Annotated in this window: 30 protein-coding genes and 1 tRNA gene; 25 read left to right on the plus strand and 6 right to left on the minus strand. The window is 69.5% G+C overall.

Going from position 1 to position 26,476, the window contains the following annotated elements; translation table 11 throughout:
* Positions 1-73 precede the first annotated feature (73 nt).
* Positions 74-155: transfer RNA gene (locus ACFQY2_RS10060), tRNA-Leu, on the minus strand.
* A 108-nt stretch (positions 156-263) separates the two neighbouring features.
* Here ACFQY2_RS10060 and ACFQY2_RS10065 point away from each other — a divergent pair.
* Genes ACFQY2_RS10065 through ACFQY2_RS10095 form a run of 7 tightly spaced genes read left to right on the plus strand, consistent with a single transcriptional unit; the run spans position 264 to position 4,696 of the window.
* Positions 264-1,406 (plus strand): CpaF family protein, encoded by a 1,143-nt coding sequence (locus tag ACFQY2_RS10065; RefSeq protein ID WP_378745640.1) that lies wholly within the window; start codon positions 264-266, stop codon positions 1,404-1,406.
* Positions 1,403-2,260, plus strand: a complete 858-nt coding sequence (locus ACFQY2_RS10070) for a type II secretion system F family protein (protein ID WP_378745641.1) — start codon at positions 1,403-1,405, stop codon at positions 2,258-2,260. Before ACFQY2_RS10065 ends, ACFQY2_RS10070 begins: the two co-directional genes overlap by 4 nt.
* Entirely contained in the window at positions 2,257-3,195 is a 939-nt protein-coding gene (locus tag ACFQY2_RS10075; protein ID WP_378745642.1) for a type II secretion system F family protein, read from the plus strand. The genes ACFQY2_RS10070 and ACFQY2_RS10075 overlap by 4 nt, the downstream gene beginning before the upstream one ends.
* Before the next feature lie 21 nt (positions 3,196-3,216).
* Positions 3,217-3,402 carry a hypothetical protein gene (locus ACFQY2_RS10080; RefSeq protein WP_378745643.1) on the plus strand — a complete coding sequence of 62 codons (186 nt, stop codon included), beginning with the start codon at positions 3,217-3,219 and terminating at the stop codon, positions 3,400-3,402.
* Positions 3,403-3,418: 16 nt separating this feature from the next.
* Complete coding sequence (locus tag ACFQY2_RS10085; protein WP_378745645.1) at positions 3,419-3,817, plus strand: TadE/TadG family type IV pilus assembly protein; 399 nt, start codon at positions 3,419-3,421, stop codon at positions 3,815-3,817.
* Positions 3,786-4,265, plus strand: a complete 480-nt coding sequence (locus ACFQY2_RS10090) for a TadE family protein (RefSeq protein ID WP_378745646.1) — start codon at positions 3,786-3,788, stop codon at positions 4,263-4,265. Before ACFQY2_RS10085 ends, ACFQY2_RS10090 begins: the two co-directional genes overlap by 32 nt.
* Positions 4,262-4,696 carry a pilus assembly protein TadG-related protein gene (locus ACFQY2_RS10095; RefSeq protein ID WP_378745647.1) on the plus strand — a complete coding sequence of 145 codons (435 nt, stop codon included), beginning with the start codon at positions 4,262-4,264 and terminating at the stop codon, positions 4,694-4,696. The genes ACFQY2_RS10090 and ACFQY2_RS10095 overlap by 4 nt, the downstream gene beginning before the upstream one ends.
* A 7-nt stretch (positions 4,697-4,703) precedes the next feature.
* Here the strand turns inward: ACFQY2_RS10095 and ACFQY2_RS10100 are convergent, their stop codons facing one another.
* Positions 4,704-5,927: an MFS transporter gene (locus ACFQY2_RS10100; RefSeq protein WP_378746156.1), complete on the minus strand. Its 1,224-nt coding sequence runs from the start codon at positions 5,925-5,927 to the stop codon at positions 4,704-4,706.
* Between the two features lie 104 nt (positions 5,928-6,031).
* On the opposite strand from ACFQY2_RS10100, the gene prfB reads away from it, so the two are divergent.
* Positions 6,032-7,141 (plus strand): peptide chain release factor 2, encoded by a 1,110-nt coding sequence (gene prfB / locus ACFQY2_RS10105; RefSeq protein ID WP_378745648.1) that lies wholly within the window; start codon positions 6,032-6,034, stop codon positions 7,139-7,141.
* A gap of 65 nt (positions 7,142-7,206) precedes the next feature.
* On the opposite strand, the gene ACFQY2_RS10110 is transcribed toward prfB, so the two are convergent.
* Positions 7,207-8,196, minus strand: coding sequence for a DUF2510 domain-containing protein (locus ACFQY2_RS10110; RefSeq protein ID WP_378745649.1), 990 nt, complete (start codon positions 8,194-8,196; stop codon positions 7,207-7,209).
* Positions 8,197-8,377: 181 nt separating this feature from the next.
* On the opposite strand from ACFQY2_RS10110, the gene ftsE reads away from it, so the two are divergent.
* The 3 genes from ftsE (at position 8,378) to smpB (ending at position 10,902) form a co-directional block, all read left to right on the plus strand.
* Positions 8,378-9,436, plus strand: coding sequence for a cell division ATP-binding protein FtsE (gene ftsE / locus ACFQY2_RS10115; protein ID WP_378745650.1), 1,059 nt, complete (start codon positions 8,378-8,380; stop codon positions 9,434-9,436).
* Positions 9,433-10,347 (plus strand): permease-like cell division protein FtsX, encoded by a 915-nt coding sequence (gene ftsX, locus ACFQY2_RS10120; RefSeq protein WP_378745651.1) that lies wholly within the window; start codon positions 9,433-9,435, stop codon positions 10,345-10,347. The genes ftsE and ftsX overlap by 4 nt, the downstream gene beginning before the upstream one ends.
* 78 nt (positions 10,348-10,425) lie before the next feature.
* The gene (smpB, locus tag ACFQY2_RS10125; protein ID WP_378745652.1) at positions 10,426-10,902 is read left to right on the plus strand and encodes an SsrA-binding protein SmpB; all 477 of its coding nucleotides are present in this window, start codon (positions 10,426-10,428) and stop codon (positions 10,900-10,902) included.
* A gap of 28 nt (positions 10,903-10,930) precedes the next feature.
* On the opposite strand, the gene ACFQY2_RS10130 is transcribed toward smpB, so the two are convergent.
* A complete protein-coding gene (locus ACFQY2_RS10130; RefSeq protein ID WP_378745653.1) occupies positions 10,931-12,796 on the minus strand; it encodes a prolyl oligopeptidase family serine peptidase in 1,866 nt (621 codons plus the stop codon).
* A gap of 158 nt (positions 12,797-12,954) precedes the next feature.
* Here ACFQY2_RS10130 and ACFQY2_RS10135 point away from each other — a divergent pair, with 158 nt between their 5' ends.
* Positions 12,955-13,905 carry a methylenetetrahydrofolate reductase gene (locus ACFQY2_RS10135; protein ID WP_378745655.1) on the plus strand — a complete coding sequence of 317 codons (951 nt, stop codon included), beginning with the start codon at positions 12,955-12,957 and terminating at the stop codon, positions 13,903-13,905.
* The gene (gene metE / locus ACFQY2_RS10140) at positions 13,902-16,214 is read left to right on the plus strand and encodes a 5-methyltetrahydropteroyltriglutamate--homocysteine S-methyltransferase (RefSeq protein ID WP_378745656.1); all 2,313 of its coding nucleotides are present in this window, start codon (positions 13,902-13,904) and stop codon (positions 16,212-16,214) included. The genes ACFQY2_RS10135 and metE overlap by 4 nt, the downstream gene beginning before the upstream one ends.
* A gap of 68 nt (positions 16,215-16,282) precedes the next feature.
* Here metE and lexA read toward each other — a convergent pair whose 3' ends face one another.
* Positions 16,283-16,969 carry a transcriptional repressor LexA gene (lexA, locus tag ACFQY2_RS10145; protein ID WP_378745657.1) on the minus strand — a complete coding sequence of 229 codons (687 nt, stop codon included), beginning with the start codon at positions 16,967-16,969 and terminating at the stop codon, positions 16,283-16,285.
* Between the two features lie 308 nt (positions 16,970-17,277).
* On the opposite strand from lexA, the gene ACFQY2_RS10150 reads away from it, so the two are divergent.
* The 6 genes from ACFQY2_RS10150 to ACFQY2_RS10175 all read left to right on the plus strand — a co-directional run bounded on the left by ACFQY2_RS10150 (position 17,278) and on the right by ACFQY2_RS10175 (position 21,725).
* The gene (locus ACFQY2_RS10150; RefSeq protein ID WP_378745658.1) at positions 17,278-17,664 is read left to right on the plus strand and encodes a LysM peptidoglycan-binding domain-containing protein; all 387 of its coding nucleotides are present in this window, start codon (positions 17,278-17,280) and stop codon (positions 17,662-17,664) included.
* Between the two features lie 49 nt (positions 17,665-17,713).
* Positions 17,714-18,796, plus strand: a complete 1,083-nt coding sequence (locus tag ACFQY2_RS10155; protein WP_378745659.1) for a histidinol-phosphate transaminase — start codon at positions 17,714-17,716, stop codon at positions 18,794-18,796.
* Entirely contained in the window at positions 18,793-19,410 is a 618-nt protein-coding gene (gene hisB, locus ACFQY2_RS10160; protein ID WP_378745660.1) for an imidazoleglycerol-phosphate dehydratase HisB, read from the plus strand. Before ACFQY2_RS10155 ends, hisB begins: the two co-directional genes overlap by 4 nt.
* Positions 19,407-20,045: an imidazole glycerol phosphate synthase subunit HisH gene (gene hisH / locus ACFQY2_RS10165; RefSeq protein WP_378745661.1), complete on the plus strand. Its 639-nt coding sequence runs from the start codon at positions 19,407-19,409 to the stop codon at positions 20,043-20,045. The genes hisB and hisH overlap by 4 nt, the downstream gene beginning before the upstream one ends.
* A gap of 131 nt (positions 20,046-20,176) precedes the next feature.
* Complete coding sequence (gene priA / locus ACFQY2_RS10170) at positions 20,177-20,923, plus strand: bifunctional 1-(5-phosphoribosyl)-5-((5-phosphoribosylamino)methylideneamino)imidazole-4-carboxamide isomerase/phosphoribosylanthranilate isomerase PriA (RefSeq protein ID WP_378745662.1); 747 nt, start codon at positions 20,177-20,179, stop codon at positions 20,921-20,923.
* A complete protein-coding gene (locus ACFQY2_RS10175) occupies positions 20,907-21,725 on the plus strand; it encodes an SseB family protein (protein ID WP_378745663.1) in 819 nt (272 codons plus the stop codon). The genes priA and ACFQY2_RS10175 overlap by 17 nt, the downstream gene beginning before the upstream one ends.
* A 122-nt stretch (positions 21,726-21,847) precedes the next feature.
* Here the strand turns inward: ACFQY2_RS10175 and ACFQY2_RS10180 are convergent, their stop codons facing one another.
* Entirely contained in the window at positions 21,848-22,234 is a 387-nt protein-coding gene (locus ACFQY2_RS10180) for a DUF1844 domain-containing protein (protein ID WP_378745664.1), read from the minus strand.
* 239 nt (positions 22,235-22,473) lie between these two features.
* Here ACFQY2_RS10180 and infC point away from each other — a divergent pair, with 239 nt between their 5' ends.
* The 6 genes from infC (at position 22,474) to ACFQY2_RS10210 (ending at position 26,453) form a co-directional block, all read left to right on the plus strand.
* Entirely contained in the window at positions 22,474-23,097 is a 624-nt protein-coding gene (gene infC, locus ACFQY2_RS10185; RefSeq protein ID WP_378746157.1) for a translation initiation factor IF-3, read from the plus strand.
* 73 nt (positions 23,098-23,170) lie between these two features.
* The gene (gene rpmI, locus ACFQY2_RS10190; protein ID WP_017828564.1) at positions 23,171-23,365 is read left to right on the plus strand and encodes a 50S ribosomal protein L35; all 195 of its coding nucleotides are present in this window, start codon (positions 23,171-23,173) and stop codon (positions 23,363-23,365) included.
* 32 nt (positions 23,366-23,397) lie between these two features.
* Positions 23,398-23,784 (plus strand): 50S ribosomal protein L20, encoded by a 387-nt coding sequence (gene rplT / locus ACFQY2_RS10195; RefSeq protein ID WP_378745665.1) that lies wholly within the window; start codon positions 23,398-23,400, stop codon positions 23,782-23,784.
* Between the two features lie 82 nt (positions 23,785-23,866).
* Positions 23,867-24,703: a TrmH family RNA methyltransferase gene (locus ACFQY2_RS10200; protein WP_378745666.1), complete on the plus strand. Its 837-nt coding sequence runs from the start codon at positions 23,867-23,869 to the stop codon at positions 24,701-24,703.
* Positions 24,704-24,753: 50 nt separating this feature from the next.
* Complete coding sequence (locus ACFQY2_RS10205) at positions 24,754-25,503, plus strand: amino acid ABC transporter ATP-binding protein (RefSeq protein ID WP_378745667.1); 750 nt, start codon at positions 24,754-24,756, stop codon at positions 25,501-25,503.
* A gap of 32 nt (positions 25,504-25,535) precedes the next feature.
* Positions 25,536-26,453, plus strand: a complete 918-nt coding sequence (locus tag ACFQY2_RS10210) for a glutamate ABC transporter substrate-binding protein (protein ID WP_378745668.1) — start codon at positions 25,536-25,538, stop codon at positions 26,451-26,453.
* Positions 26,454-26,476: the final 23 nt, after the last annotated feature.

Here is a 26,476-nt window from a genome sequence, read left to right on the forward strand (position 1 = left end):
GGCGCCTGGATGAGCGAGTGAAGCAAGGGGGATCCCGTCGTTCGTTATTCGGCGGTGAGTGAACAGGCTGCAGTGCGGGAGATGGGACTTGAACCCACACGCTCGAAAGCACAGGAACCTAAATCCTGCGTGTCTACCAATTCCACCACTCCCGCGCGTGCTCAGTCTATCGATCGGGCTATGAGGGTTTTCCGTACATCTGCCGAGCGTGCTCCTGTGGATAACTTTGACGGGCGAATCGCGGACTCTGCCAGGATGCCTGCGTGAGCCACCCGTCCCTTGTCGTCGCCGAGCGGGTGCGCCGGCGTCTGCGCCTGGAGCACACCGATCCTTCGTCGCACCCCGCCGAGGCGCGGCAGATCGCGCAGACGGAGGTGCGCAGGCACAACGACCTCGCCCTGCAGCGCGGCGAGGAGATGATCGACGACGAGGCGGCGCTGGTGCGCGACGTGCTGGCATCCGTCTCGGGCTTCGGAGCGCTGCAGCCTCTGCTGGACGATCCGGAGATCGAGGAGATCTGGCTGAACGGTCCCGATCGCGTCTTCGTCGCCCGAGGCGGCACGACCGAACGGGTGGATCTGCGACTGACGGATGCCATCGTCCGCGACCTGGTGGAGCGGATGCTGCAGTCCACCGGCCGGAGAGTGGATGTCAGTCAGCCGTTCGTCGACGCCTCGCTGCCGGACGGCTCCCGCCTGCACGTGGCCATCGCCGACGTGGTGCGCGGCTCCTGGGCGGTGAACATCCGCAAGTTCCTCACACAGCACCGCACGCTGGAGTCACTGGTGTCGCAGGGGTCGCTGCCTCCCCACCTGGCCGATCTGCTGCACCGTGCGCTCCTCGAAGGGCGCAGCGTCATCGTCTCGGGTGCGACGCACGCGGGCAAGACCACGCTGCTGGGCGCCCTGCTGGCATCCGTCGCCGATCGTCAGCGCATCGTCACGGTCGAGGAGACGTTCGAGCTGGCGGTGGACGGCCCCGACGTGGTGGCGCTGCAGGGGCGACAGGCCAGTCTGGAGGGCACCGGCGAGATCACGCTGCGCCGGCGCGTCAAGGAGGCCCTGCGCATGAGGCCGGACCGGATCGTGGTCGGCGAGGTGCGCGATGCCGAGGCGCTGGACCTCGTGCTCGCCCTGAACACCGGCGTGCCTGCAGCCGGTACGATCCACGCGAACTCCGCCGACGAGGCACTCGACAAGCTGGCGCTGCTCCCGCTGCTGGCCGGCCGCAACATCGACCGGTCGTTCATCGTGCCCGCGCTGGCCACCTCGATCTCCTTCGTCGTGCACTGCCGGCGGGAGTCCGACGGCGCCCGCCGGGTCGTCGAGGTGGTCGCTCCCACCGGCGAGGTGGTCGACGGGCGCATCGCGACCACGGCGATCTACCGGGCGGGGCCTGGCGCATGACCTTCTTGATCGGTGCGCTGCTCGGAGCAGGCCTGCTGCTGTGCGCGTCGCCGTGGCTGTGGCCGGCACGAGAGCGCGCGCCGCGCACATCGGGACGCGGGCGTCTGCGCCGGCTTCTGGAGGAGTCCGGGCACTCCCGTTCGTCGGTGCGGGCGCTGGTGATCATCATGTTCGCGGTCGCCCTGGTCGCGGCCTCCCTCGCCTGGCTGGTGACAGCCTTGGCGCTGATCGCTCTGCTGGCCGGGATCGCGGGCGCCGCGGCTCCCGTGCTGTATCTGCGCGGTCGACGTCTGCGACTGCGCAAGGCGCGCAGGCAGCTGTGGCCGGACGTCTGCGATCTGCTGGTCGCGGCCATCCGTGTGGGACTGTCGCTGCCGGACGCCGTGGCCAGCCTGGCCGACTCGGCGCCTCCCGCTGTGCGTCCCGCGTTCGCCGTGTTTGCGCGCGATCTGCGGGCGACAGGGCGCTTCGAGACCAGCCTGGACCGGCTGAAGGAGACGCTCGCCGACCCGATCGCCGACCGGATCATCGAGACGCTCCGCATGGCGCGTCAGGTCGGCGGCACCGAGCTGACCGGGGTGCTGCGCGCACTGTCCGCGTCGGTGCGGGCGGATGCCGCGCTGCGCGGCGAGGTGGAGGCCCGCCAGTCGTGGATCCGCGGTGCGGCCGTGCTCGGAACCGTCGCGCCCTGGGTGATCCTGGCGCTGCTGGCGATGCGACCGGAGGGGCGCGACGCATACGCGAGCGCCGAGGGGATGCTGGTGATCGTCGTGGGTGCGGTCGTCTCCGTGGTCGTATACCGGATCATGCTGCGCATCGGACGGCTTCCCGAACCCGCGAGGTGGTTCGGGTGACCGCGGTGACGGACGTCGCGCTCGCCGTCCTGCTCGGTGGCGCCTTCGCGCTGGGCGTGCTCGGGGTGCTCTCCGCGCTGCCGCGTTGGGGCGCGCTGCCCCTGGATCGTCGGATCGCCCCGTATCTGCGCGATGTCGTCTCTGACGAGGCGCTGCCCGCCGGCATCCTGCCGCGTGCCGGAGTGCTGCCCGTGCGCGGCAGGCGGCTGTCGGATCGCGTGCGTGCAGGCTTCGAGCGTCTCGTGGGCGGGGGCGACGCGCTCGCGCAGCGACTCGCGCAGGCGGGGTCCGCGCAGACTCCGGGCGCATTCCGCGGGCGGCAACTCGCCTGGGGCATCGGAGGGCTCGTCACCGGCGCGCTCGTCGTGGTGGTGATCGCGCTCACCGGCCGGATCACGCCACCGGCCGTGCTGCTGCCGCTCATCGCGAGTGCGGCGGCCGTAGTGGTCTACGACATGCAGCTCACCGCCCGCGCGAACGCCCGACGGGCGAGACTGGCCGAGGAGCTCCCCACGACCCTGGAGTTCGTCGCGCTCTGCCTCTCGGCGGGGGAGTCGTTGCTGGATGCCCTGCGCCGCGTCTCCGGAATCGGCACCGGCCAGCTGACCCAGGAGCTGCGACAGACGGTGCTGGCCGTGCACACCGGTTCGCCGCTCGCCGACGCCCTCGGCGAGACCGCGACCCGTCTGCAGCTGCCCGGTCTCTCGCGAGCAGTCGATCAGATCGTCGCGGCGCTCGAGCACGGTGCTCCGCTCGCGGCGGTGCTGCACTCCCAGGCGGCGGACGCCAGGGACGAGGCCAAGCGCGCGCTCATCGAGCAGGCCGGGCGCAAGGAGATCACGATGCTGCTGCCGCTCGTGTTCCTCATCCTCCCGTTGTCCGTGTTGTTCGCGGTGTACCCCGGACTCTTCATCCTCCGGCTCGGTCTCGGCTGAGCCCCGACGCAAGGAACAGGTATGACGACGATCAGAAGTTGGTTCGCAGCGGGCAGGACTCTCGCCGAGGACGAGCGCGGCGACGTCCCCGGCTGGGTGCTGGTGACGCTCATGACCGCCGCGCTCGTGGTGGTGATCTGGGCGGTCGCAGGCCCCGCGCTGGTCGGTCTGTTCGAACAGGCGATCTCCCGCGTGTCCGGCATCTGACCGGTGCACCGCCGGCATGCGCGCGTCGCCCTTCGCCGATGAGCGAGGATCCAGCCCCGTCGAGTTCGTGCTCGTCGGCGCACTGCTGACCGCGCTCACGCTCGCGGTGCTGCAGGTGGCCTTCGCGATCTATGTGCGCAACGTCGTGCACGACGCGGCCGTGGAGGGCGCGCACTACGCGGCGCTCGCCGACACGGATATCGGCGAGGGAGCCGATCGCACGCGTGCGGTCATCGGCAGGGCGATCGGGGCGCGGTACGCGGAGGACGTGACGATCGGTCAGGACGCCGCGCTCGGCCATGAGAGCGTCGTCGTCCGCGTGCGCACCATGTTGCCGGTGCTGGGACTGATCGGCGTGCCGTACGGGATGGAGGTGGAGGCCCGTGCGCCCGTCGAATCGTTCGAGGACGACTGACCACCCGCTCCCGTTCGCCGACGACGCCGGGTCCGCCGCGCTGGAGTTCATCACAGTCGGCGTGCTGCTGCTCGTGCCGCTCGTGTACCTCGTCCTCGCTCTCGGCGGGATTCAGGAGCAGACCCTCGGCGTCGAGGCCGCAGCCAGGCACACCGCGCGCGTGATCGGCCAGGCACCGGATGCCGAGACGGCCGCTGCCCGGGGCGATGCCGTGCTGGCGAGCACGATCCGTGAGTACGGCCTCGATGCAGACGCGGTGGATGTGCAGATCTCCTGTCGGCCGTCGACCGGAACGTGCCCGACCGCCGGCGCCACGGTCATTGTCACCGTCAGCACCCGCGTGAGCCTGCCGTTGATGCCGCCGCTGTTCGGGCTCGACCGGATCGCGGCGATCCCCGTCGAAGCCCAGTCCGCGCAGCGGACCTCGAGGCTGTGGGGCAGCGGATGAGTCTCGCCCGCGGTCTGCGCGTCCTGACCGACGAGGAGGACGGCAGCATCCTCCCGCTGATCCTCGGGTACATGCTGCTCGCTGTCGCCGTGATCGTCGTGTGCGTCTGCGCCACGGATTTGTACATCGCGCAGAAGCGCCTCGATTCCCTCGCCGACGCGGCCGCGCTCGCGGGCGCCGACGGCTTCACCCTGGAGGCCGCCGGCGACGGCGTGCGCGCCGAGCTCACCGATGACGGGGTGCGCGATCAGGCGGATGCCGTGGTCGCCGCGATCGCTCAGGATGCCCGGATCGTGTCGGCGGGAACCCCGGACGGGGTGTCCGCGCGGGTGACGGTCGCCGGCTCCTGGCATCCGCCGCTGTTCTCGCCGTTCGTGCCCGACGGCGTGCCGCTGGAGGCCACCGCGACCACCCGCACCGCCCTGCGGTGAGAGCGCGCTACTCCGGCTTGCGGGGCAGATACCGCGGGGTCCAGCGCAGGAAGCCGAGGGCGCCGACCAGTGCCACCACGCCCATCAGGCCGGTGGCCAGCGACAGCGAGAACGCCGCGGTGATGGCGGAGATGGCCACCGGGGCGGCGGCGCCGCCGGCATCCGTCAGCGTCCGCCACGATCCCAGGAACGCCGCAGGGTCCCGCTCGGGCGCCAGATCGGCGCCAAAGGTGAGCAGGATGCCGCTGGACAGGCCGTTGCCGACCCCCAGGACGGCGGCGAACGTGCCGTACCAGAGCATCGCGGAGTCGAGATCGTGCGTGAACGACAGCGCCACGAAACCCAGCCCCATCAGCGCCAGCGCGGGCATGGCGGCCCAGATGCGCCCGAACCGGTCCATCACCTGGCCGCTCGCGTAGAACAGTGCGAAGTCGATGACTCCGGAGATGCCGACCACGAGCGCGATCGTCGTCGCATCCATGCCGAGCGAGACGCCCCACAGCGGCAGGATCACCTGACGTGCCGAGCGCACGGCCGACAGGCAGGCAGCCGAGACGCCGAGTCGGGCCAGCACCGTCCGGTACGCCCACATGGTGCGGAACACCCCACGCTGGTCGGCTACCGGGATCGAGCCCGTGACCACCTCGCCGGTGTCCTCGGCGACGGCCGCCCCGGTCGGCTTCAACAGCACCGGGATGGTGCGCTCCGGGTCCGGGCCGAACAGCACCAGCACCACGAGCACCGCCACGCAGCCCAGCAGGAACCAGACCGTGGACAGCTCCGTGCCGGTCAGGCTGATCAGCGCGGCGGCGACGAATGGACCCACGAAGACACCCAGACGGAAGCACCCGCCCAGCAGCGACAGCAGCCGCGCGCGGAACCGGATGGGGACGCGGGTGGTCATGAACGCGTGCCGGGCGAGCCCGAAGGCGGCGGCGCAGAAACCCAGCAGGAACACCGCAGCGGTGAGCAGGACCAGCGACGACGCCATCAGCATCCCGACGCCGGCGACCATCGCCGCCAGGCCCGCGTAGACCATGGTGAACCGCTCGCCGATCTTCGCCACCAGCCAGCCCGACGGGATGTTTCCGCACAGCTGTCCGATCACCAGCGCCGACGTCACCAGCGCGGCCAGCGGCACGTCCGCCCCCAGCTCGGTCGCGAACACCGGGATCAGAGGGATCACCGCGCCCTCGCCGAGCGCGAACAGCACCGTCGGGATGTAGACCATCGGTCCGAACTGCCTGATGACCCTGCCGGCGCTTTCCTTCACACGCCCACGCTAACGCGGTGCGGCGCAGAAGCCCGCAGGCAAGCACGATAGGCTGAACTGCCATGTTCGAACTCGATCTCTCCGCCGACATCCAGGCCCTGCGACACACCTTCGGCGACATCCGCGAGGTCGTCGACGTGGAATCCCTGCGCAAGGACATCGCGCGACTCAGTGAGGAAGCCGGTGCGCCCGATCTCTGGGACGACCCCGAGCAGGCTCAGAAGGTCACCAGCGCGCTCAGCCACAAGCAGGCCGACCTCAAGCGCATCACCGACGTCGACAGCCGCCTCGACGACCTGGAGGTGCTGGTCGAGCTCGCCAACGAGATGCAGGACGACGACTCCGCCGACGAAGCGCGCAAGGAGCTCGCCGCGCTGCGCGAAACCATCAACCAGCTCGAGGTGCAGACGCTGCTGGACGGCGAGTACGACGACCGCAACGCGATCATCACCATCCGCTCCGGCGCCGGCGGCGATGACGCCACCGATTTCGCCGAGATGCTCATGCGCATGTACCTGCGCTGGGCCGAGCAGCACGGCTACCCCGTCAAGGTGATGGACACGTCCTACGCCGAGGGCGCCGGCATCAAATCCGCGACCTTCGAGGTCACCGCGCCCTACGCCTTCGGCACGCTCTCCGTCGAGGCGGGCACGCACCGCCTGGCGCGCATCAGTCCGTTCGGCTCCGCCGACAAGCGCCAGACGTCCTTCGCGGCCGTGGAGGTCATCCCGTTGATGGAGGAGGCGACTGCGGTCGAGATCCCCGAGAACGACATCCGCGTGGATGTGTTCCGCTCCTCCGGCCCGGGCGGTCAGTCGGTGAACACCACCGACTCCGCGGTGCGCATCACGCACCTGCCCACCGGCATCGTCATCTCGATGCAGAACGAGAAGTCGCAGATCCAGAACCGCGCGGCCGCGATGCGCCTGCTGCAGACTCGTCTGCTGCTGCTGCAGAAGGAGCAGGAGGCCGCCAAGAAGAAGGAACTCGCGGGAACCATCACGGCGAGCTGGGGAGACCAGATGCGCTCCTACTTCCTGTACGGGCAGCAGCTGGTCAAGGACCTGCGCACCGGCTACGAGTCGGGCAACCCTGCCAGCGTCTTCGACGGCGACCTGGACGAGTTCATCTCGGCGGGCATCCGCTGGCGCAAGCGCAAGGAAGAGGACTGAGCGAGCACGCATGACGAAGGGCTCGGGAGCGCTGCTCCCGAGCCCTTCGTCATGCGTGGTACGGACTACTGCGTGAGGCAGGCGTCTGCAGCATCGTCAGCGGCCTGCTGCACCTCCGGGTACACGTCGTCGGCGACCGGCATGCCGGTCGCGATGTCCCAGAGCGTCTCGTCCGACAGGTCGGACTCGTACAGGTGCTCGCCGATGCAGGCCGCGACGCCGGGCTGGATGTACTCCTCGATGTCGTCCTGATCCGACACCAGGAGCAGGTAGCCCGCCGTGATCTGCTCGGGCAGCGGCCGTTCCGACGTGTCGGTGGGCCAGTCGCTCGTCATCGGCGTCGGCCAGGTGGAGGGCAGGCTGTCGACCACGGTGCCGAACGTGGTGAAGAACAGCACGACCACCGTCACGATGATCCCGATGACACCGCCCACCACCGACAGGACGATGCCGGTGACGGCCGGCCACTTGCGGGTGTTCTTCCTGAAGACCGCGATGATCGAGATCACGAGCGCCGCGAACAGGACCACCAACCCGGGGATCAGCGTGAACATCGTCGGGATGCAGGCGAGGATCGTTCCCAGCACGGCGAGGCCGAGTCCGATGAATCCGAGCACGGGAGCCGTCCTCGGCCCCGACGCCGCGGCCGTGTACTCCGGTGCCGTGTACGCGGGTGCCGTGTATGCCGGAGCGGTGTAGGCGGGTGCGGTGTATGCCGGCGCCGTGTACGCGGAGTCTGCGGCGGCCGGCGCGGCGTAGGCGGGGCTCACGGGTTCCGGCGCGGGATAGGCGGATGCAGTCGGGGGCGCGTAGGCGCTGGAGTCCTCCGCCCGAGGGATCTCGTCGCGACGGGCGGTCGCATCGAGATCGAACTCCTCGGCCGTCTCCGCGGCGGCATCCGTCCCGCTGCCGGCGGCGCCTTCGGGCGCTTCGGAGCCGGCCGGTGCTGGCTGCGGGGTTGCTTCGACGGGCGCGAAGTGCTCGGTCCACTGCGCACCGTCCCACCAGCGCTGTCGGCCGGATCCGTCGTCGTACCATCCAGCAGGAACAGTCATGGCGCCCTCTTCGTCGTCTCTGTCCGCGCGCGATGGCGCGAACCCCCTCACGGCGCCGATCGCGCCTCTACGTGTATATCAGGCGAGGCCCGCGTGCGCCCGACCGAAGGGGTGGGTGGCCTTGCGCCGGGGGAGTGTCGCTGGTCGCCGGATCGGGCGCCGCGCTTAGGCTCGAATGGCCATGATCAGGTTCGAGAACGTCACCAAACGCTATCGCGGCACCAAACGACCTGCCCTCTCCGACGTCGACTTCAATGTCGAGGCCGGCGAGTTCGTGTTCCTCGTGGGAGCTTCCGGCTCCGGCAAGTCGAGCTGTCTGCGACTCATCCTTCGCGAGGACGTGCCCACCACGGGGCGCGTCGCCGTGCTCGGGCGCGATCTGCGCACGCTCGCGAACCGCAAGGTGCCCTACTTCCGCCGTCACATCGGCTCGGTGTTCCAGGACTTCCGGCTGCTGTCCACGAAGACCGTCTACCAGAACGTGGCCTTCTCACTGCAGGTGATCGGCTCGTCCCGCGGCTTCATCCAGCAGGCGGTGCCCGAGGCGCTCGCCCTGGTGGGCCTCGACGGCAAGGCCAAGCGGATGCCGCATGAGCTGTCCGGTGGTGAGCAGCAGCGCGTCGCCATCGCGCGGGCGATCGTCAACCGCCCCAAGGTGCTGCTCGCCGATGAGCCCACCGGAAACCTCGATCCCGCCACGTCCGTGGACATCATGCAGCTGCTGACCCGCATCAACGCCGGCGGCACGACCGTGGTGATGGCCACCCACGAGGCGGCGTTCGTCGACCAGATGCAGCGTCGCGTGATCGAGCTCAAGGAAGGCGTCCTGGTGCGCGACGAGCTCGGCGGCGGCTACGGCGACACGTCCAGCATCCCGCGCCTGATGCCCGAGGCCGTCCCCGGCGCCGCTGTCGCGGCCGCGCGCACAGCGGTGCAGGAGGTGCAGAGGCAGACCGTCGCGACGCCGACGCCGACGCCGGTGCCCGACGTCGCACCTGCGCAGGCGCAGCGCACAGACGTCGTGCCCCCTGAGCCGGCGGAGGTGCGCGCGGAGGCTCCCACGGACACCCCGTCGGGTGCGTCGCAGAAGGAGGCCGAGGCGGAGCGCGTGAAAGCTCCTGCTCCCACGCCCCCGCGCACCAATCCGATCTTCATCCCCGACGTGCAGGTCGAGGAGCTGGGAGTGGCCGATCGCCTCGGCCTGTCGGACGACGACGAGGAAGTGGGGCCCACCTCGTGAGAATCGGACTCGTCATCGGCGAGGCCCTGCTGGGTCTGCGCCGCAACCTCTCCATGGTCATCTCGGTCGTGCTCGTCACGTTCGTCTCGCTCACCTTCGTCGGCGCGGCCGTGCTGATGCAGACCCAGATCAGCACGATGCGCGGCTACTGGGGCGAGAAGGCCGAGGTCACGGTCTACATGTGCTCGCCGCTGTCGACAACCGACACCTGCGTGGGCGGTGAGGCCACCGAGGAGCAGATCGAGAAGGTCAAGCAGGACCTCGAGGGCGATGCGCTCTCGCCGCTGATCAGCCAGGTGCGCTTCCAGAGCAAGGAGGACGCCTACCAGGACATCGTCGCCCAGCTCGGTGAGGAGCAGGCCAGCGTGATCGGGGTGGACAACACCTCGGTGGACTTCCGCGTGGTCATGAAGGATCCACAGCAGTCCGAGGTCATCAGCGAGGCGTTCCACGGCGTCGCGGGCGTGGAGGCGGTGAAGGATCAGCGCAAGCTGCTCGACCCGCTGTTCTCGGCGCTCACCGTGGCGACCTACATCGCCGTCGGCGTAGCCGCTCTCATGCTCATCGCCGCCGTGCTCCTCATCGCGACGACCATCCGGCTGTCGGCGTACGCGCGCCGCAAGGAGATCGGCATCATGCGGCTGGTGGGCGCCTCGAACAGCTCGATCCAGACCCCGTTCGTGCTCGAGGGCGTCTTCGCCGCGCTGCTGGGCTCCGTGCTCGCCAGCGGCGCGGTGCTCGCCGGCGTTCGCTTCGGCGTGGAGGGATACCTCGCCGAGCGCGTGCCGTTCATGCGACCGCTGGTCGGCATGCAGGAGGCGGCCTTCGTCGTCCCGGTGCTGATCGGCATCGGCGTGGTGCTCGCGGCGCTGTCAGCCGGCTTCGCCATCCGGCGGTGGCTGCGCACGTAACAGCCGCACCCGGGGGCTGCGCGCGCGTCATCCCCGCCCGTCATATACTTGTGGGCTGTCTGTCGTCAGGAGAAGAACATGCCCAGGGAACGCGGGGAGAAGGTCATCGCGACCAACCGTCGCGCGCGTCACGACTTCAACCTCGAGAAGTCGTACGAGGCGGGTCTCGTGCTCACGGGAACCGAGGTCAAGTCGCTGCGTCAGGGCCGCGCGAACCTCAGCGACGGCTACGCGTTCATCAAGGGCGGCGAGGCGTTCCTGGACTCCGTGCACATCCCGGAGTACTCGCAGGGGCACTGGACCAACCATTCCGCCAAGCGGGTGCGCAAGCTGCTGCTGCACCGCGAGGAGATCAGCAAGCTCGAGCATGCCGTCTCTGCCGGCGGGTACACGCTGATCCCGCTGAAGCTGTACTTCTCCGACGGGCGCGCCAAGGTCGAGATCGCACTGGCCAAGGGCAAGCGCGAGTTCGACAAGCGCCAGACGCTGCGTGAGCGCCAGGACACCCGCGAGGCCGAGCGAGCCATGCGGATGCGCAACCGCCGAGGGGAGTAGCCCGCGGTCGCATTCGGCGCGAACCGGTTCAGGGCGCCGGCGCGAAGCCGAACGTCGCGCCGAGGAAGCGCAGCTCGGTCTGCAGCGACGAGACGATCGTCTCCGCGCGGCGGAAGCCATGACCCTCTCCGGGGTACAGGACGTACTCGTGCGGGATGCCGCGGGCCGCGAGGGCGTCTCGGATGGCCTCGGACTGCGAGGGCGGCACGACCCGATCGTCCTCGCCCTGCAGCAGCAGCACCGGCACGTCGATGCGCTCGGCATGCGTGAGCGGCGAACGCTCGATGTACACCGACTCGGCCTCGGGGAGCGGACCGACCAGCCCGTTCAGATAGAACTTCTCGAAATCGTGGGTGTCCGCTGCCAGCATCCGCAGATCGGCGACGCCGTACCGGCTGATGCCGGCAGCGAACGCGCCGCCGCGCACCAGGGCGCTGAGCACGGTCCATCCACCCGCGGAGCCGCCGCGGATGGCGATCCGGCGCGGATCCGCCAGGCCGGCATCCGCCAGGCCCTGCGCGGCGGCGATCACATCGTCGACGTCGACGACGCCCCACTGCCCGTCGAGCCGCTCACGATAGGCGCGTCCGTAGCCGGTGGACCCGCCGTAGTTCACGTCGAGCACGCCGACGCCGCGACTGGTCCAGTACGCGTAGGCGGTGGATGCCGAACCCGAGACGTGCGCGGTGGGGCCGCCGTGCACCATCACGATGTAGGGCGGCAGCTCACCGGAGGGAGCTGTCGCATCCGGGTGCGTCGGGGGGTAGTCGAAGGCGTGCACCGGTCCGTGCGGGCCGTCGAACGTGACGGGGCGCGCCACCGGAATCCACGCGGTGTCGACCGGCTCGCCGCCCCTGACCGCCGCGACCTCACCGGAATCCACGTCCACGCACCACAGTCCGCGCTCCACCTCGGCGCCGCTGCCCGAGACCAGCACGCGGCTTCCCGACACGTCGTCGATGCTCGCCTCGCCCGTGACGGGGACATCCAGAAGACTCTCGATCCCCGTCGCCGGGTCGATCAGCACGACCTCGTCCGCGCCGTTCGTGCGCACCGCGACGATCCGGCCGTCCTCGAGCACCCCGTACCAGCGGTTGCCGAGCACCCACAGGCCGCCGCCGGTGTCGGCGTCGGCCAGTGCGACGGCGTCCGTGCCGGTGACCTCGAGACCGTCCAGCTGCATCCGCTGCAGATTCCAGCGGCCGGTCGGGTCGTCCAGGAACAGCAGGTCGCCGCCGACGGTCCATTCCGGCTGCAGCGCGGCGCGCGTCCGGGTCTCCGCGAACACGTCGCCACCGGCCTCGATCACCTTGAGCCGCGCCTCCTCCCAGGGCATGGACCGCCCGCTCCACTCCACGAAGGCGAGCCGGGTGCCGTCCGCAGACAGGGCCGGATGCGCGAAGAACGCCGACCCTTGCACGTGCACCCGCACCACCGCTTCCTCGGCTGCGGCCGACCCGTCCGTCGGGATCTCGACGATGCCGCGCACGTGCTCCTGGCCGCGCAGATCCTCCTGCACCGCGAACAGCCGGCCCTGCTGCAGCGTCAGACCGCCGTACTGCGGGCCTGCCGCCGTCAGCGGCTCCGGGACGCCGCCGCGCGGCATCCGATGCACGCGCTGGTCCTCGCCGTTCACGAAGTACAGGGTGCCCTCGGCATCCGCGGTCCAGGCCCCACCGCCGTACTCGTGCACCCGCGAGCGCGCGTTCCACGGCTCCGGCAGGATCTCGGCACCCGACGAACTGCGCACGGTGACGCGTCCGCCCTGCGCGGGGACCGACTCGCCCCACCAGATCTCGTCGCCGACGAAGCGTGCTCCGTCGATGCGCGGGGCGGACTGCGAGACGTCGTCGGCCGAGAGCGGCGAGGGCCAGGAACCGTAAGGCATGGTCATGCTCTCGAGCCTATCCACGCCACCGTATCGACACACTTCGTCAGGGGCTGACACACGGCGTCACACAGCGTGCGCCCGGCGGCATCCGCGTTCTACCGTGCTGAGACACCACCGGCCGCCGCGATGCCGCCGTCCACCGATCGGAAGAGGAGACAGCCATGAGCCATGTGCCCTTCTCCTTCGAGCTGTACCCGCCGCGTTCCGCAGCCAGCACGCAGGCGCTGCACGACACCATCGATCACCTCGCGGCCGCCGGACCCGACTTCCTGTCGGTGACCTACGGCGCCGGCGGGTCCACCGGCGGGCGCTCGCTGGACGTGCTGCGGTACATCCGCACGCACACCGCCGTCGAGCCGCTGGCCCACCTCACCTGTGTGGGAAACACGTACGCCGGCGCCGCGCGGCTCATCAGGGAGTTCCTGGATGCCGGGATCCTCAGCTTTCTCGCGCTGCGCGGCGATCCGCCCGCCGGGCACCGGGAGGGCGAACCGTTCCTCGGCGACCTGGAGAGCTCGGCCCAGCTCGCGCAGCTCATCGACCGAGTGCAGGCCGAGCGCGCTCCGTACGAGGAGTCGCCGGTGCCGGGAAACCCCGAGGCCGTGCGCGTCGCACCCCGGCGCAAGGTCAGCATCGCCGTCGCGGCCTTCCCGAACGGTCACCCACGCTCCGCATACAGCAGTCAGCACGTCGACGCGCTGCTCGCCAAGCAGGCGGCCGGTGCGACCCTCGCGATCACCCAGCTCTTCTTCCACGCCGATCACTACCTGGCCTTCGTCGAACGCGCACGCCGGGCAGGGGTGACCATCCCCATCCTGCCCGGCATCATGCCGATCACCTCGCCCGCTCGCCTCGCGCGTGTGCTCGAGCTGACCGGCGAGGAGTTGCCAGGAGAGCTCTCCATCGCGCTCGACGTCGAGCCGACCCCCGAGGGTCGCCGCCAGATCGGCATCGACTGGGCCGCCGCGCTCGCCCGCGACGTCGTCGCCGGCGGCGCGCCCGGAGTCCACCTCTACGCCTTCAACCAGCACGACACCGTGCTGGATGTGCTCAGGCAGGCCGGCATCCTGCCCGAACTGCAGCTGTCCCGTTCATCGAAAGGAACATCATGACCGCCTTCCCCACCGGGACGATCCTCGGCTACCCCCGCATCGGACGCCGCCGCGAGCTGAAGAAGGCGGTGGAGGCCTTCTGGGCCGGCCGCATCGACGAGAGCGCACTGGAGCAGACGGCCGCGGAGCTGCGGGCAGCCGGTCGGGAGCGTCTCGCCGAGCTCGGGCTCGGCCGGGAGGACTCCTCGATCCCGGAGTCGTTCTCGTACTACGACCAGGTGCTCGACGCCGCCGTCACGGTCGGTGCGATCCCGACCCGCTTCGAGGACCTCCGCGAGCAGGACGGCACCATCGGCCTGCCCGCGTACTTCACCATCGCGCGCGGCGAGGGAGAGCGCGCCCCGCTGGAGATGACCAAGTGGTTCGACTCGAACTATCACTACCTGGTGCCGGAGATCGGCCCGGAGACCGTGTTCGCGCTGTCCAGCGACCGCCTCGTGCACGAGGTCGCCGAGGCCGCGGCCGCGGGGCTGCGCACCCGTCCGGTGGTCGTCGGTCCGGTGACGCTGCTCGCCCTCGCCAAGGCGTCCGACGCCGCGCCCGACGGCTTCGACCCGCTTTCGCGACTGGATGACGTCCTGCCGGTCTACGCCGAGCTGCTGGCGAAGCTGAAGGCAGCCGGAGCGGACTGGGTCCAGCTCGACGAGCCTGCACTGGTCAGCGAGTCCCTGCCCGCGTCGACGGCGCAGCTGGCGGATGCCGCGCAGCGCGCCCTCTCCGTGCTGGGAGGGTCGGCCGATCGTCCCGCGATCTTCGTCGCGGCCCCCTACGCCGAACTCGGCGACGTGCTGCCCGTGCTCGCAGCGGCTCCCATCGAGGCGATCGGCATCGACCTGGTGCGCGGTGCTGTGCCGGAAGCCCTGCCAGACCTCGGCGGAAAGACCTTGGTCGGCGGTGTCGTCGACGGGCACAACATCTGGCGCGGCGACCTCGCCGGTGCGTTCGCGAAGCTCGAGGCCCTGCGTGCGCTCGGCGCTGCCTCCGTCTCCGCCTCCACCTCCACGTCGCTGCTGCACGTGCCGCACGACGTGCAGGACGAGACGAAGCTCGACGCGCGCCTGGTCTCCTGGCTGGCATTCGCCGACCAGAAGGTCGGTCAGGTGGTCTCGCTGGCGCACGGTCTGACCGAGGGACGCGCGGCCGTGCAGGGCGAGCTCGACGCGGCATCCGCTGCCCTCGCCGACCGGCACGATGCGCCGGGCGTGCGCGACGGCGCCGTGCGGCAGCGCGCACTCGCCGAGGCGGACTTCTCCCGCGACGCGTACGAAGTGCGCGAGAGCGCCCAGCAGGCGCTGGACCTGCCGGCCCTGCCGCTGACCACCATCGGCTCCTTCCCGCAGACCGGCGACATCCGCCGTGCGCGTGCCCGGTTCAGCCGCGGCGAGGTGCCGCAGGAGGACTACGAGGCGTTCCTGCGCTCGGAGATCGACCGGGTCGTCGCGCTGCAGGAGGACCTGGGACTGGACGTCCTCGTGCACGGCGAGGCGGAGCGCAACGACATGGTGCAGTACTTCGCCGAGCACCTGGACGGCTTCGCGGTCACCGAGAACGGCTGGGTGCAGTCGTACGGCTCGCGTGCCACGCGTCCGTCGATCCTGTGGGGCGACGTCTCGCGTCCGGCGCCGATCACCGTGTCCTGGGCCGCGTACGCCCAGTCTCTGAGCGCGAAGCACGTCAAGGGAATGCTGACCGGCCCGGTCACGATCCTCGCCTGGTCGTTCGTCCGCGACGATCAGCCGCTCGGCGACACCGCCAACCAGGTCGCACTGGCACTGCGCGACGAGATCGCCGACCTGGAGTCGGCCGGCATCGAGATCATCCAGGTGGACGAGCCGGCGCTACGCGAGCTGCTGCCACTGAAGAAGGCAGACCAGCCGGCGTACCTCGACTGGTCGGTCGGCTCTTTCCGGCTCGCCACGGGCGGAGCCGCGGCAGCCACGCAGATCCACACGCACCTCTGTTACTCGGAGTTCGGCGTGGTCATCGACGCCATCCGCGCGCTCGATGCCGACGTCACCTCGATCGAGGCCGCCCGCAGCCGCATGGAGGTCGTCGCCGACATCGCCCACCACGGGTTCGACCACGGGATCGGCCCCGGCGTCTACGACATCCACTCACCGCGCGTGCCCGGCGTCGCCGAGATCGAGGCTCTGCTGCGTCGCGCGGTCGACGAGCTGCCGGTGCGTCAGCTGTGGGTGAACCCGGACTGCGGTCTGAAGACCCGCGGCTACGACGAGACCATCGCCTCGTTGCGCAACATCGTCGAGGCGACCCGCCGTGTCCGTGAGGACGTGGCCGTCCCGGCCTGAGCGCCGAACGCGGACGACGCCCTCCCCGGACTGCGGGGAGGGCGTCGTGCGTGCGGGGTGGGCGGATCTCAGACGGCGCGCAGCACCGCCACCACCTTGCCGAGCACCACGGCGTCATCGCCGAGGATCGGCTCGAAGGCCGAGTTGCGAGGCAGCAGCCAGATGTGGCCGTCACGACGGCGGAAGGTCTTCACCGTCGCCTCGCCGTCGATCATCGCCGCGACGATCTCACCGTTCTCGGCGGTGTTCTGCGAGCGCACGACCACCCAGTCGCCGTCGCAGATCGCGGCGTCGATCATCGACTCGCCGCTGACGTTCAGCATGAACAGGTCGCCCTTGCCGACGAGCTGCCGGGGGAGCGGGAAGATCTCCTCGACCTGCTGGTCGGCGGTGATCGGCACGCCGGCGGCGATCCGGCCCACCAGCGGGACCAGCGCGGCATCGCCGACGGCGGGCGCGGTGTCGGCGGGGTTCTCGGTGCTCGTACCGGGGAGATCGATCAGCACCTCCATGGCGCGGGTCTTCCCCGGGTCGCGGCGCAGGTAGCCGCTCAGCTCCAGCTGACCCAACTGGTGCGTCACGCTGGACAGCGACTTCAGGTTCACGGCGTCGCCGATCTCGCGCATGCTCGGCGGGTAGCCGTGCCGGGCGATCGAGGTCTGGATGACCTCCAGGATCGCCATCTGCTTCGCGCTCAGGCTCTTGCGCCGACGAGTGCGCGGAGCCTCGGATGCGGGAGGAGGGGTATCGCTCATCGGGTGCTCCTTCATGCGTTCCAGCCGGTGCCGATCCGCGTCCTCGCGGGCATCCGGTTCGAATGTCGGTGGCCCATGGTGGGCTGTCCTTATCGAAACCGTATCCGGTTTTCGACGGAAAACGGAAGATCCGTTCGAGCGTGTCGGCACTTCTTCGGGTGAATGTTCGAAGAATCGTTGACAGATGTTCGATATCGAAGATAGATTCGGAACGTAGCTTCGCATCCGGCATCCCCGGCCGGATGCCGGATGCGAAAGCTGCACCACTTCCGCCGGCGAGACGGCGGCAGGAACCCAGAGGAGCACCCATGAGCACCATCAGCATCCAGAGCCCCGCGATCGGTCGCGAGTCCACCGGTGCCGGCGGGCGTTCGGTGCGCCGGACCACCCTGCGACTGACCGTCCGCGGGCGTCGTGTTCTCGCGGCCGCGGCAGCGGCTCCGCTCGCCGCGGGCATCGCCCTCTCGGTGCTGGCGGGCGGCTCGGCACTCGCCTCGGGCGAGCAGAGTGCACCGACGTCGTTCGACTACGTCACCGTGCTCCCCGGCGACACCCTCTGGTCCATCGCGGCCGAGGCGGCTCCGGATGCCGACCCGCGCGACGTGATCGACGACATCAAACGGCTCAACAACCTCAGCGGGGGAGGGATTCAGGCCGGCTCCGAGATCGCGATCCCCACGCAGTACTCGCACTGATCCCGTCATTCGGAGATCGTTCCGATCGCCTCGCCCTACGATGGGAAGGGTGATCTCCCTCGACCAGCTGCCCCTCCGCGATGACCTCCGCGGTCTCACCCCGTACGGCGCGCCGCAGGCGCCTCTGCCGGTGGCGCTGAACGTCAACGAGAACACGCATGCGGTCCCGGATGCCGTCGTCAGCGAGATCCTCGATGACGTCGCCCTCGCGCTGAGCGAGGTGAACCGCTATCCCGACCGGGAGTTCACGGCGCTGCGCGAGGCGTTCGCGGAGTACCTCGGACACGGGCTCTCCCCTGACCAGATCTGGGCGGGCAACGGGTCGAACGAGGTGCTGCAGCACATCATGCAGGCCTTCGCGGGGCCCGGCCGGACCGCTTTCGGCTTCGCGCCCACGTACTCGATGTACCCGCTGATCACGCAGGGCACCGGCGCGAAGTGGGTCGCGGGCGTCCGTGAGGACGACTACTCGATCGACGCGGAGAGCGCCGCGGCGCAGGTGCGGGCCGCTGCGCCCGACGTGGTGCTGCTGTGCTCGCCGAACAACCCGACCGGCACTCCGCTGGGTCTGGACGTCATCGAGGCGGTCTACGACGCAGCCTCCGGGATCATCATCGTCGACGAGGCGTACCACGAGTTCGCACCCAAGGACGCCGCATCCGCGCTCTCCCTGCTTCCCGGGCGCCCGCGGCTGGCCGTCTCCCGCACCATGAGCAAGGCATTCGCCTTCGCGGGCGCGCGCGTCGGCTACCTGGCAGCCGATCCGGCGTTCATCGACGCGCTGCGACTGGTACGCCTGCCGTACCACCTCAGCGCCCTGACCCAGGCAGCGGCCACGGCGGCGCTGCGCAACTCCGCCACGATGCTGCGGATGGTCGACGAGATCGTCGAGCAGCGCGATCGCATCTCGGCCACCCTCGAGGCCCTCGGCTACCTGCCGCACCCCTCCTGGTCGAACTTCGTCCTCTTCGGCGGCGTCGACGACCCGAAAGCCGTCTGGCAGGCGCTGTACGACCGCGGTGTGCTGATCCGCGATGTCGGCATCCCCGGCCACCTGCGGGTCACGGCCGGCACCGAGGCCGAGTCCACCGCCTTTCTCGAAGCCCTCGCGTCGATAGGATCACCGTCATGAGCGACCCCCGCACCAGCCCCCGCACCGCACAGCGCACCCGCAGCACGTCGGAGTCCACCGTCGAGGTCGAGGTGAATCTCGACGGCACGGGCCGCAGCGAGATCAGCACCTCGGTGCCGTTCTTCGACCACATGCTCACCGCCTTCGCGAAGCACTCGCTCACCGACCTCACGGTCCGCGCGGCGGGCGACACGCACATCGACGCGCACCACACCGTCGAGGACATCTCCATCGTGCTCGGACAGGCCATCCGGGAGGCGCTCGGCGACAAGTCGGGCATCTCCCGTTACGGCGACGCCCTCGTGCCGTTGGACGAGGCGCTGGCACAGGCCGTCGTCGACATCTCGGGCCGTCCGTATCTCGTGCACGAGGGCGAGCCCGCCGGATTCGAGTTCCACCTCATCGGGGGCCACTTCACCGGCTCGCTCGTGCGTCACGTGTTCGAGGCGATCACCTTCAACGCGGGCCTCACCGTGCACGTCCGAGTGATCGGCGGACGCGACCCGCACCACATCGCCGAAGCGGAGTTCAAGGCCTTCGCCCGCGCGTTCCGTCAGGCCAAGTCCGTCGATCCTCTGGTCGAGGGGATTCCGTCGACGAAGGGCGCCCTGTGACACGCGCACCCCGCGTCGTCGTCTTCGACTACGAGTCGGGGAACGTCCACTCCGCCGTCAAAGCCCTGGCCGCGGCCGGAGCCGATGTCGAGTTGAGCGGCGATCGGAAGGCCGCGCAGGAGGCCGACGGACTGTTCGTGCCCGGTGTGGGCGCGTTCGCCGCCGTCGCCGAGGCACTGCGCGCGCACGGCGGTGACGAGATCATCGGACGCCGTCTCGCGGGCGGGCGCGCGGTGCTCGGCGTGTGCGTGGGCATGCAGGTGCTGTTCGAGCACGGCGTCGAACGCGGCACGGACACCGAGGGCCTGGGGGAGTGGCCGGGAGTCGTCACCGAACTGCAGGCGCCCGTCCTGCCGCACATGGGCTGGAACACGGTGGAGGCCGGTGAGGGCAGTGTGCTGTTCCGCGGGGTCGAGGACGAGCGCTTCTACTTCGTGCACTCGTTCGCGGCGACCGCATGGAACCTCGACGTCATCGCGCCGTTCCCGCAGCCCGCCGTGACCTGGGCGACGCACGGGGAGCGCTTCCTCGCCGCGGTCGAGAACGGGCCGCTGTCGGCCACGCAGTTCCATCCCGAGAAGTCCGGCGAGGCCGGCATCCGCCTGCTGCGCAACTGGGTCGATTCCCTGGTCTGACCGGCCGGTGAATCGTTGACCCGGGCTCCCCGCAGGTCACACGCGGTCCGCCGTGTTGAACCCGGCATCAGGGCGGACTAGTCTCAGGAATCGTGTCCGCACGCAGCGGACGGACCCGAACCAAGGATGTCATGAACGACTTCGCACAGTCTCCCTCGCTGATCCTCCTCCCTGCGGTCGACGTCGCGGGCGGGAAGGCAGTCCGTCTCACGCAGGGCGAGGCCGGCACCGAGACCAACTACGGCGACCCTGTCGACGCCGCCGGCGAGTGGGTCGACCAGGGCGCCCAGTGGATCCACCTGGTGGACCTGGATGCGGCCTTCGGGCGCGGCAGCAACGCCGGCATCCTGCGCAAGGTCATCAAGCAGTACCGCGGCGTGAACATCGAGCTCTCCGGCGGCATCCGTGACGACGCCACGCTCGAGGCGGCCCTGGAGTCCGGCGCCAACCGCATCAACCTCGGCACCGCCGCGCTGGAGAACCCCGAGTGGGCCGCGGATGTGATCAGCCGCTACGGCGAGGCCGTCGCGGTGGGGCTCGACGTGCGCGGCACCACGTTGTCGGCGCGCGGCTGGACGAAGGACGGCGGTGACATCTGGGAGGTGCTGGAGCGCCTCGAAGAGGCCGGCTGCAGCCGCTACGTCGTCACCGACGTCACCAAGGACGGCACGCTGCGCGGACCGAACCTGGACCTGCTGCGCGAGATTACCTCGCGCACGCCGAAGCCCGTGATCGCCTCCGGCGGTGTCTCGAACCTCGACGACATCGCCGCGCTGCGCGAGCTGGTCCCGCTGGGCGTCGAGGGGGCCATCGTCGGCAAGGCCCTGTACGCCGGGCAGTTCACGCTCGCAGAGGCGCTGGATGTCGCGGGCGACTGACGACGCCTGCGACCATGGCCCGGCAGCGGTGCCGTCGGACCCGCCCAATGACGCAGACTCGGCCGGAGTCCCGTGGGCCGGGCGCAGCTTCCAGGCCAACCCCGCCTCGGGTGACGACGGCTCCGCCGATCCCGCCCTGCTCGACGCGCTGCTGCGCTTCCGCTCCGGCAGCGGATCGCAGGTCGAGGTCGTCGACGCGTTCCGCTCCGCCCGCGTGCTGGTGCCCCTGGTCGCCGAGAAGGGCGACGAGGGCGTGGGGCCGACAGGACTGAAGGTCGACAAGACGCAGGAGCTGTCGATCGTCACGGTCGCCGCCCCTGACGGCCGTCGCGTGCAGCCGGCGTTCTCGTCGGTGGAAACGATGCGCCGGTGGGATGCCGCGGCGCGGCCGATCCCCGTCCCCGCGGTGCGCGTGGCGCTGTCGGCGTCGAGCGAGGAGACCGACCTGATCGTCCTGGACCCGGCATCCGACACCGAGTTCGTGCTGCGGCGACCCGCGGTGTGGGCGGTCGCGCAGGAACAGGCCTGGGAGCCGAGCTTCCTCTCGCCGGAGGTCTTCACGGCGCTGCGCGAGAGCATCGCCCACGAGCTGGCCGTGATCGACGTCGCGGTCGCGCCGGGGGATCCGGATGCCAGGATGCACGGGCCCGAGCTGATCGTGACGCTCGAGCTGATCGACGGGCTGGACCGCGAGACGCTGGATGCGGTGCTCGCGCGCCTCGCTCAGCGCTGGGCGGCGGATGACCGCATGGCCGTGCTCGTCGACTCCCTGACGGTGAGGCTCACGCGCTCCGCAGGCTGAACCGGCATCCGCCCGCCTCACGACCTCGCAGATCTGCACGACTCCGCAGGATCACGGGCGGAGTCTGCGGAGTCGTGCAGATCTGCGGAGTTGTGCCGAGCGGATGCAGCCGGGCAGCGCGCTCAGCTGACCGGCCCGGTCCACTTCTCGCCAGGACCCTTGCCGATCTCGTCCTTGATGGGGGAGGCCTCGCGGAACGCGAGCTGCAGGGAGCGCAGTCCATCGCGCAGCGGACGCGCGTGCGCGTTGCTGATCTCCGGGGCGCCGGCGGTGATGAGCCCGGCGAGCGCGTTGATGAGCTTGCGGGCCTCGTCGAGGTCGAGCTGCGCGTCCGGGTCATCGGCCAGGCCCAGTTTCACGGCCGCTGCGCTCATCAGGTGCACCGAGGTCGTGGTGATCACCTCGACGGCGGGGACATCGGCGATGTCGCGCGTTGCCGCGGTCGCCGCTTGCTCCTGCTCCGCCCATCGCTCGTGGCGGTCATCGGCGTGCTCTGCAGGAATCGTCACTTCGGGATGCTTTCTGGTAGACTTCTGCGGGCTCCGGAGTGTCATGCTCCGGTACGAAAGAGGATTCATTCCCACCCGCGCTTGCCGTTCCAGGCTACCGGGTTCTGCACCCCGCCGGATTCCGGTGGAAAGGGTTGCAAGCCGGTGTCTCTCGTGCATCGGTGGGTGGGGAGAACTCCGATTTCGCTCGATACGCAGACAGCGTCTCGCAGGCCGAAACCACGTCTAAGGAGTTCCGCATCAGCGATCCCCGTACCAATGAGCGCATCCGCGTCCCCGAGGTCCGCCTCGTCGGCCCTGCGGGTGAGCAGATCGGTGTTGTCCGCATCGAGGCAGCGCTGCGTCTGGCCCAGGAGGCAGATCTCGATCTCGTCGAGGTGGCCCCGAATTCCAAGCCGCCCGTGGTCAAGATCATGGACTACGGCAAGTTCAAGTACGAGGCCGCGCAGAAGGCGAAGGAAGCACGCCGCAACCAGGCGAACACCATCCTCAAGGAGGTGCGTTTCCGCCTGAAGATCGAGGCGCACGACTACACGACCAAGCTCAAGCGCGCCGAGGGCTTCCTCAAGGCCGGAGACAAGGTCAAGGCCATGATCCTGTTCCGCGGCCGCGAGCAGTCGCGTCCCGAGCAGGGGGTGCGTCTGCTGCGCAAGTTCGCCGAGGACGTGGCCGAACTCGGTGTCGTCGAGTCGAACCCGACGATCGACGGCCGCAACATGGTGATGGTCGTCGCGCCGTTGAAGAACAAGTCCGAGGCCAAGGCCGAGCAGAACGCGGTCCGCACCGCGCACAAGCAGGCCTCGCGCGACGCGAAGTCCTCTTCGGGCGACGCGAACGCGCCGACCGACGAATCCGCGGCCTGAGCCGCCCCACAGCTCCCGCCTCGTGCGGGTCACCCACCGTCGCCCATCCAGGCGCCATACGAAGGAAGAGAAGATGCCGAAGCAGAAGACCCATTCGGGTGCGAAGAAGCGCTTCAAGATCACCGGCAGCGGAAAGCTGAAGAAGCAGCAGGCCGGCATGCGCCACAACCTCGAGCACAAGTCGAGCCGCCGCACGCGTCGCCTGAACCAGGACCAGGTCCTCTCCAAGGCCGACACCAAGGTCGCCAAGAAGCTTCTCGGTCGCTGAGCGCTCGAACGTACGAATAGGAATACAGGAAAATGGCTAGAGTCAAGCGCGCGGTAAACGCGCACAAGAAGCGTCGCGTCATCCTCGAACGGGCCTCGGGCTACCGTGGTCAGCGTTCGCGCCTCTACCGCAAGGCGAAGGAGCAGGTCACCCACTCGCTCGTCTACGCGTACCGGGACCGCCGCAAGCGCAAGGGCGACTTCCGCCGTCTGTGGATCCAGCGCATCAACGCCGCCGCCCGCCAGAACGGCATCACCTACAACCGCTTCATCCAGGGACTGGGTCTCGCGGGTGTGCAGGTCGACCGCCGGATGCTCGCCGACCTCGCCGTGACCGACCCCGCCGTGTTCGCATCGCTGGTCGAGGTCGCGAAGAAGGCCCTTCCCTCGGACGTGAACGCTCCGAAGGCCGCTGCCTGATCGATTCGATCGCTCACGAGACGGGCGCCTCCCTCCGGGGAGGCCCCCGTCTCGTATGGTGAACCCCCTCTAGACTGGGGGCGTGCTCGAGAACCCCCGCTCTCCCCGAGTCCGTGCCGTCGCGAAGCTGACCAAGCGCAGCGCGAGGACCGAGACCGGTCTCTTCCTGCTCGAAGGACCGCAGTCCGTCCGGGAGGCGCTGAACTATCTCCCCGCCGCCGTCGTCGAACTGTTCGCGACGCCGACGGCGTGGGAGAAGCACGCCGACGTGCGCGCCCTCGCCGCCGAGATCGACCTCGAGGTCGAGTACGTCACCGAGAGCGTCCTGACCGCCATGGCGGACACCGTCACGCCGCAGGGGATCGTCGCGGTGGCCAGGCAGACACCGACGTCGGTGCGCGACATCTTCGCCGCATCCCCGCGCCTGGTCGCCATCTGCGAAGAGGTTCGCGACCCCGGCAATCTCGGCACGATCATCCGCGCCGCGGATGCCGCCGGGGCGGACGCCGTCGTGCTGACGGGCCGCACGGTCGACCCCTACAACCCCAAGGTGGTCCGCTCCACCACCGGCTCGCTGTTCCACCTGCCGATCTCCGTAGGCGGAGACCTGACCGACGTGGTCTCCCGCGCGCATGCGGCGGGGATGACGGTGCTCGCCGCCGACGTCAAGGGAGACGACCTCCTCGAGGCCCGGGCCCGCGGCGTGCTCGCCGAGCCGACCGCGTGGCTGTTCGGCAACGAGGCGCACGGTCTCGACGACGACATGCTCGGTCTCGCCGACCACGCGCTGAAACTGCCGATCTTCGGTCGCGCGGAGTCGTTGAATCTCGCGACCGCCGCCAGCGTCTGCCTGTACGAGAGCGCATTCGCTCAGCGGGCCGAAGCATCGGACGCGTCGACTTCGGTTACGAATAGGTAAAGTCCGCGGGGTGTTCTCGGAGCATCCGGGCACTGCTCTAGTGTTGAGGAATGGCAGAGAGCAGAGACGCCCTCGTGGTCGTCGAGAACGTGCAGAAGCACTACGGCGACTTTCAGGCGCTGAAGGACATCAACCTCACCGTCGATCGGGGAGAGGTCGTCGTCGTCATCGGACCGTCGGGTTCGGGAAAGTCGACGCTGTGCCGCACGATCAACCGCCTCGAGACGATCACGAGCGGTGAGATCCGGATCGACGGCAAGACCCTCCCGGCCGAGGGGAAGGGCCTCGCAGATCTGCGCGCCGAGGTCGGCATGGTCTTCCAGTCGTTCAACCTGTTCGCCCACCTGACGATCCTCGAGAACGTCACGCTCGGTCCGATCAAGGTGCGCGGCCTGAAGAAGGCCGACGCGGAGAAGGAGGCGATGGCGCTGCTGGAACGCGTCGGCGTGGCGCAGCAGGCCTCCAAGCTGCCCGCTCAGCTCTCCGGCGGACAGCAGCAGCGTGTGGCGATCGCCCGCGCCCTCGCCATGCACCCGAAGGTGATGCTCTTCGACGAGCCCACCAGTGCGCTGGACCCCGAGATGATCAACGAGGTCCTGGACGTCATGGTCGGCCTCGCCAAGGAGGGCATGACGATGATCGTCGTGACCCACGAGATGGGCTTCGCGCGCAAGGCCGCGAACCGCGTGGTGTTCATGGCCGACGGACAGATCGTCGAGGAGGCGACTCCCGAGGACTTCTTCCTGCGACCGCAGAGCGGCCGCGCCAAGGACTTCCTCTCCAAGCTCCTCACCCACTGACCTGCAAATCACAGCACACGAAGGAGAAACCCATGCGACGCACACGAGCACTCGCTGGAATCGGAATCGCGGCGGCGGCGCTGCTCGCCCTCACCGCCTGCAACAGCGGCAGCCCGGCTGCCCCCGGCGGAGGCACCGGGGACGATGGAGCCGACAACGGCGGCGACTCGGCACTGTTCGAGGTGGCGAGTGACGTCACGCTCGACGGCAGCCCTACCTTCGACGCCATCAAGAAGGCCGACAAGGTCACCATCGGCGTCAAGGAGGACCAGCCCGGTCTCGGCTTCCTCGACGCGACGACCGGTGAGCGCAGCGGCTTCGACGTCGACATCGCCCGCTGGATCGCCGCCTCGCTCGGCTACGGCGACGACAAGATCGAGTTCAAGCCGATCGCGTCGGCCAACCGTGAGCAGTCGATCGTGAACGGCGACATCGACTACTACGTCGGCACCTATTCGATCACCGACAAGCGCAAGGAGCAGATCGACTTCGCCGGTCCGTACTTCATCACCGGCCAGGGCCTGCTCATCCGCAAGGGCGACCCGGAGGCGACCAAGCTCGAGGACTTCAACGGCAAGACGGTGTGCTCGGCGACGGGCTCCACGCCGATCCAGAACATCAAAGCGAACTTCCCCGACATCAAGACGCAGGAGTACGACCTGTACTCCGCCTGCGTGCAGGATCTGATCGACAAGAAGGTCGACGCGGTCACCACCGACCAGGCGATCCTCATCGGCTATGCGTCGATGTACCCGGACGAGGTCCAGGTCACGGGCGGCCTGTTCACCGAGGAGCGCTACGGCGTCGGTCTCACGAAGGGCGATGACGCACTGCGTGCGCACATCAACGAGCTCTTCACCGACGGCGGCGACACCTGGCAGAAGATCTTCGACAAGAACCTCGGCAAGTCCGGGATCAAGGTCGAGCAGCCCGAGGTCGACGCGTACTGATCGCCATCCAGGGCGGCTCCTGC

It is taken from the genome of Microbacterium sp. GCM10027623 (assembly GCF_042666935.1).
GTDB lineage: Bacteria > Actinomycetota > Actinomycetes > Actinomycetales > Microbacteriaceae > Microbacterium.

Excerpts from the sequence above, each read along its gene's own strand:
- ACFQY2_RS10070 (WP_378745641.1), top strand. The coding sequence starts at position 1,403 with ATGACCTTCTTGATCGGTGCGCTGCTCGGAGCAGGCCTGCTGCTGTGC.
- ACFQY2_RS10080 (WP_378745643.1), top strand. The coding sequence starts at position 3,217 with ATGACGACGATCAGAAGTTGGTTCGCAGCGGGCAGGACTCTCGCCGAG.
- ACFQY2_RS10085 (WP_378745645.1), top strand. The coding sequence starts at position 3,419 with ATGCGCGCGTCGCCCTTCGCCGATGAGCGAGGATCCAGCCCCGTCGAG.
- ACFQY2_RS10095 (WP_378745647.1), top strand. The coding sequence starts at position 4,262 with ATGAGTCTCGCCCGCGGTCTGCGCGTCCTGACCGACGAGGAGGACGGC.
- ACFQY2_RS10100 (WP_378746156.1), bottom strand. The coding sequence starts at position 5,927 with ATGGTCTACATCCCGACGGTGCTGTTCGCGCTCGGCGAGGGCGCGGTG.
- prfB (WP_378745648.1), top strand. The coding sequence starts at position 6,032 with ATGTTCGAACTCGATCTCTCCGCCGACATCCAGGCCCTGCGACACACC.
- ACFQY2_RS10110 (WP_378745649.1), bottom strand. The coding sequence starts at position 8,196 with ATGACTGTTCCTGCTGGATGGTACGACGACGGATCCGGCCGACAGCGC.
- ftsE (WP_378745650.1), top strand. The coding sequence starts at position 8,378 with ATGATCAGGTTCGAGAACGTCACCAAACGCTATCGCGGCACCAAACGA.
- smpB (WP_378745652.1), top strand. The coding sequence starts at position 10,426 with ATGCCCAGGGAACGCGGGGAGAAGGTCATCGCGACCAACCGTCGCGCG.
- ACFQY2_RS10130 (WP_378745653.1), bottom strand. The coding sequence starts at position 12,796 with ATGACCATGCCTTACGGTTCCTGGCCCTCGCCGCTCTCGGCCGACGAC.
- ACFQY2_RS10135 (WP_378745655.1), top strand. The coding sequence starts at position 12,955 with ATGAGCCATGTGCCCTTCTCCTTCGAGCTGTACCCGCCGCGTTCCGCA.
- metE (WP_378745656.1), top strand. The coding sequence starts at position 13,902 with ATGACCGCCTTCCCCACCGGGACGATCCTCGGCTACCCCCGCATCGGA.
- lexA (WP_378745657.1), bottom strand. The coding sequence starts at position 16,969 with ATGAGCGATACCCCTCCTCCCGCATCCGAGGCTCCGCGCACTCGTCGG.
- ACFQY2_RS10150 (WP_378745658.1), top strand. The coding sequence starts at position 17,278 with ATGAGCACCATCAGCATCCAGAGCCCCGCGATCGGTCGCGAGTCCACC.
- hisB (WP_378745660.1), top strand. The coding sequence starts at position 18,793 with ATGAGCGACCCCCGCACCAGCCCCCGCACCGCACAGCGCACCCGCAGC.
- priA (WP_378745662.1), top strand. The coding sequence starts at position 20,177 with ATGAACGACTTCGCACAGTCTCCCTCGCTGATCCTCCTCCCTGCGGTC.
- ACFQY2_RS10175 (WP_378745663.1), top strand. The coding sequence starts at position 20,907 with ATGTCGCGGGCGACTGACGACGCCTGCGACCATGGCCCGGCAGCGGTG.
- rpmI (WP_017828564.1), top strand. The coding sequence starts at position 23,171 with ATGCCGAAGCAGAAGACCCATTCGGGTGCGAAGAAGCGCTTCAAGATC.
- rplT (WP_378745665.1), top strand. The coding sequence starts at position 23,398 with ATGGCTAGAGTCAAGCGCGCGGTAAACGCGCACAAGAAGCGTCGCGTC.
- ACFQY2_RS10205 (WP_378745667.1), top strand. The coding sequence starts at position 24,754 with ATGGCAGAGAGCAGAGACGCCCTCGTGGTCGTCGAGAACGTGCAGAAG.
- ACFQY2_RS10210 (WP_378745668.1), top strand. The coding sequence starts at position 25,536 with ATGCGACGCACACGAGCACTCGCTGGAATCGGAATCGCGGCGGCGGCG.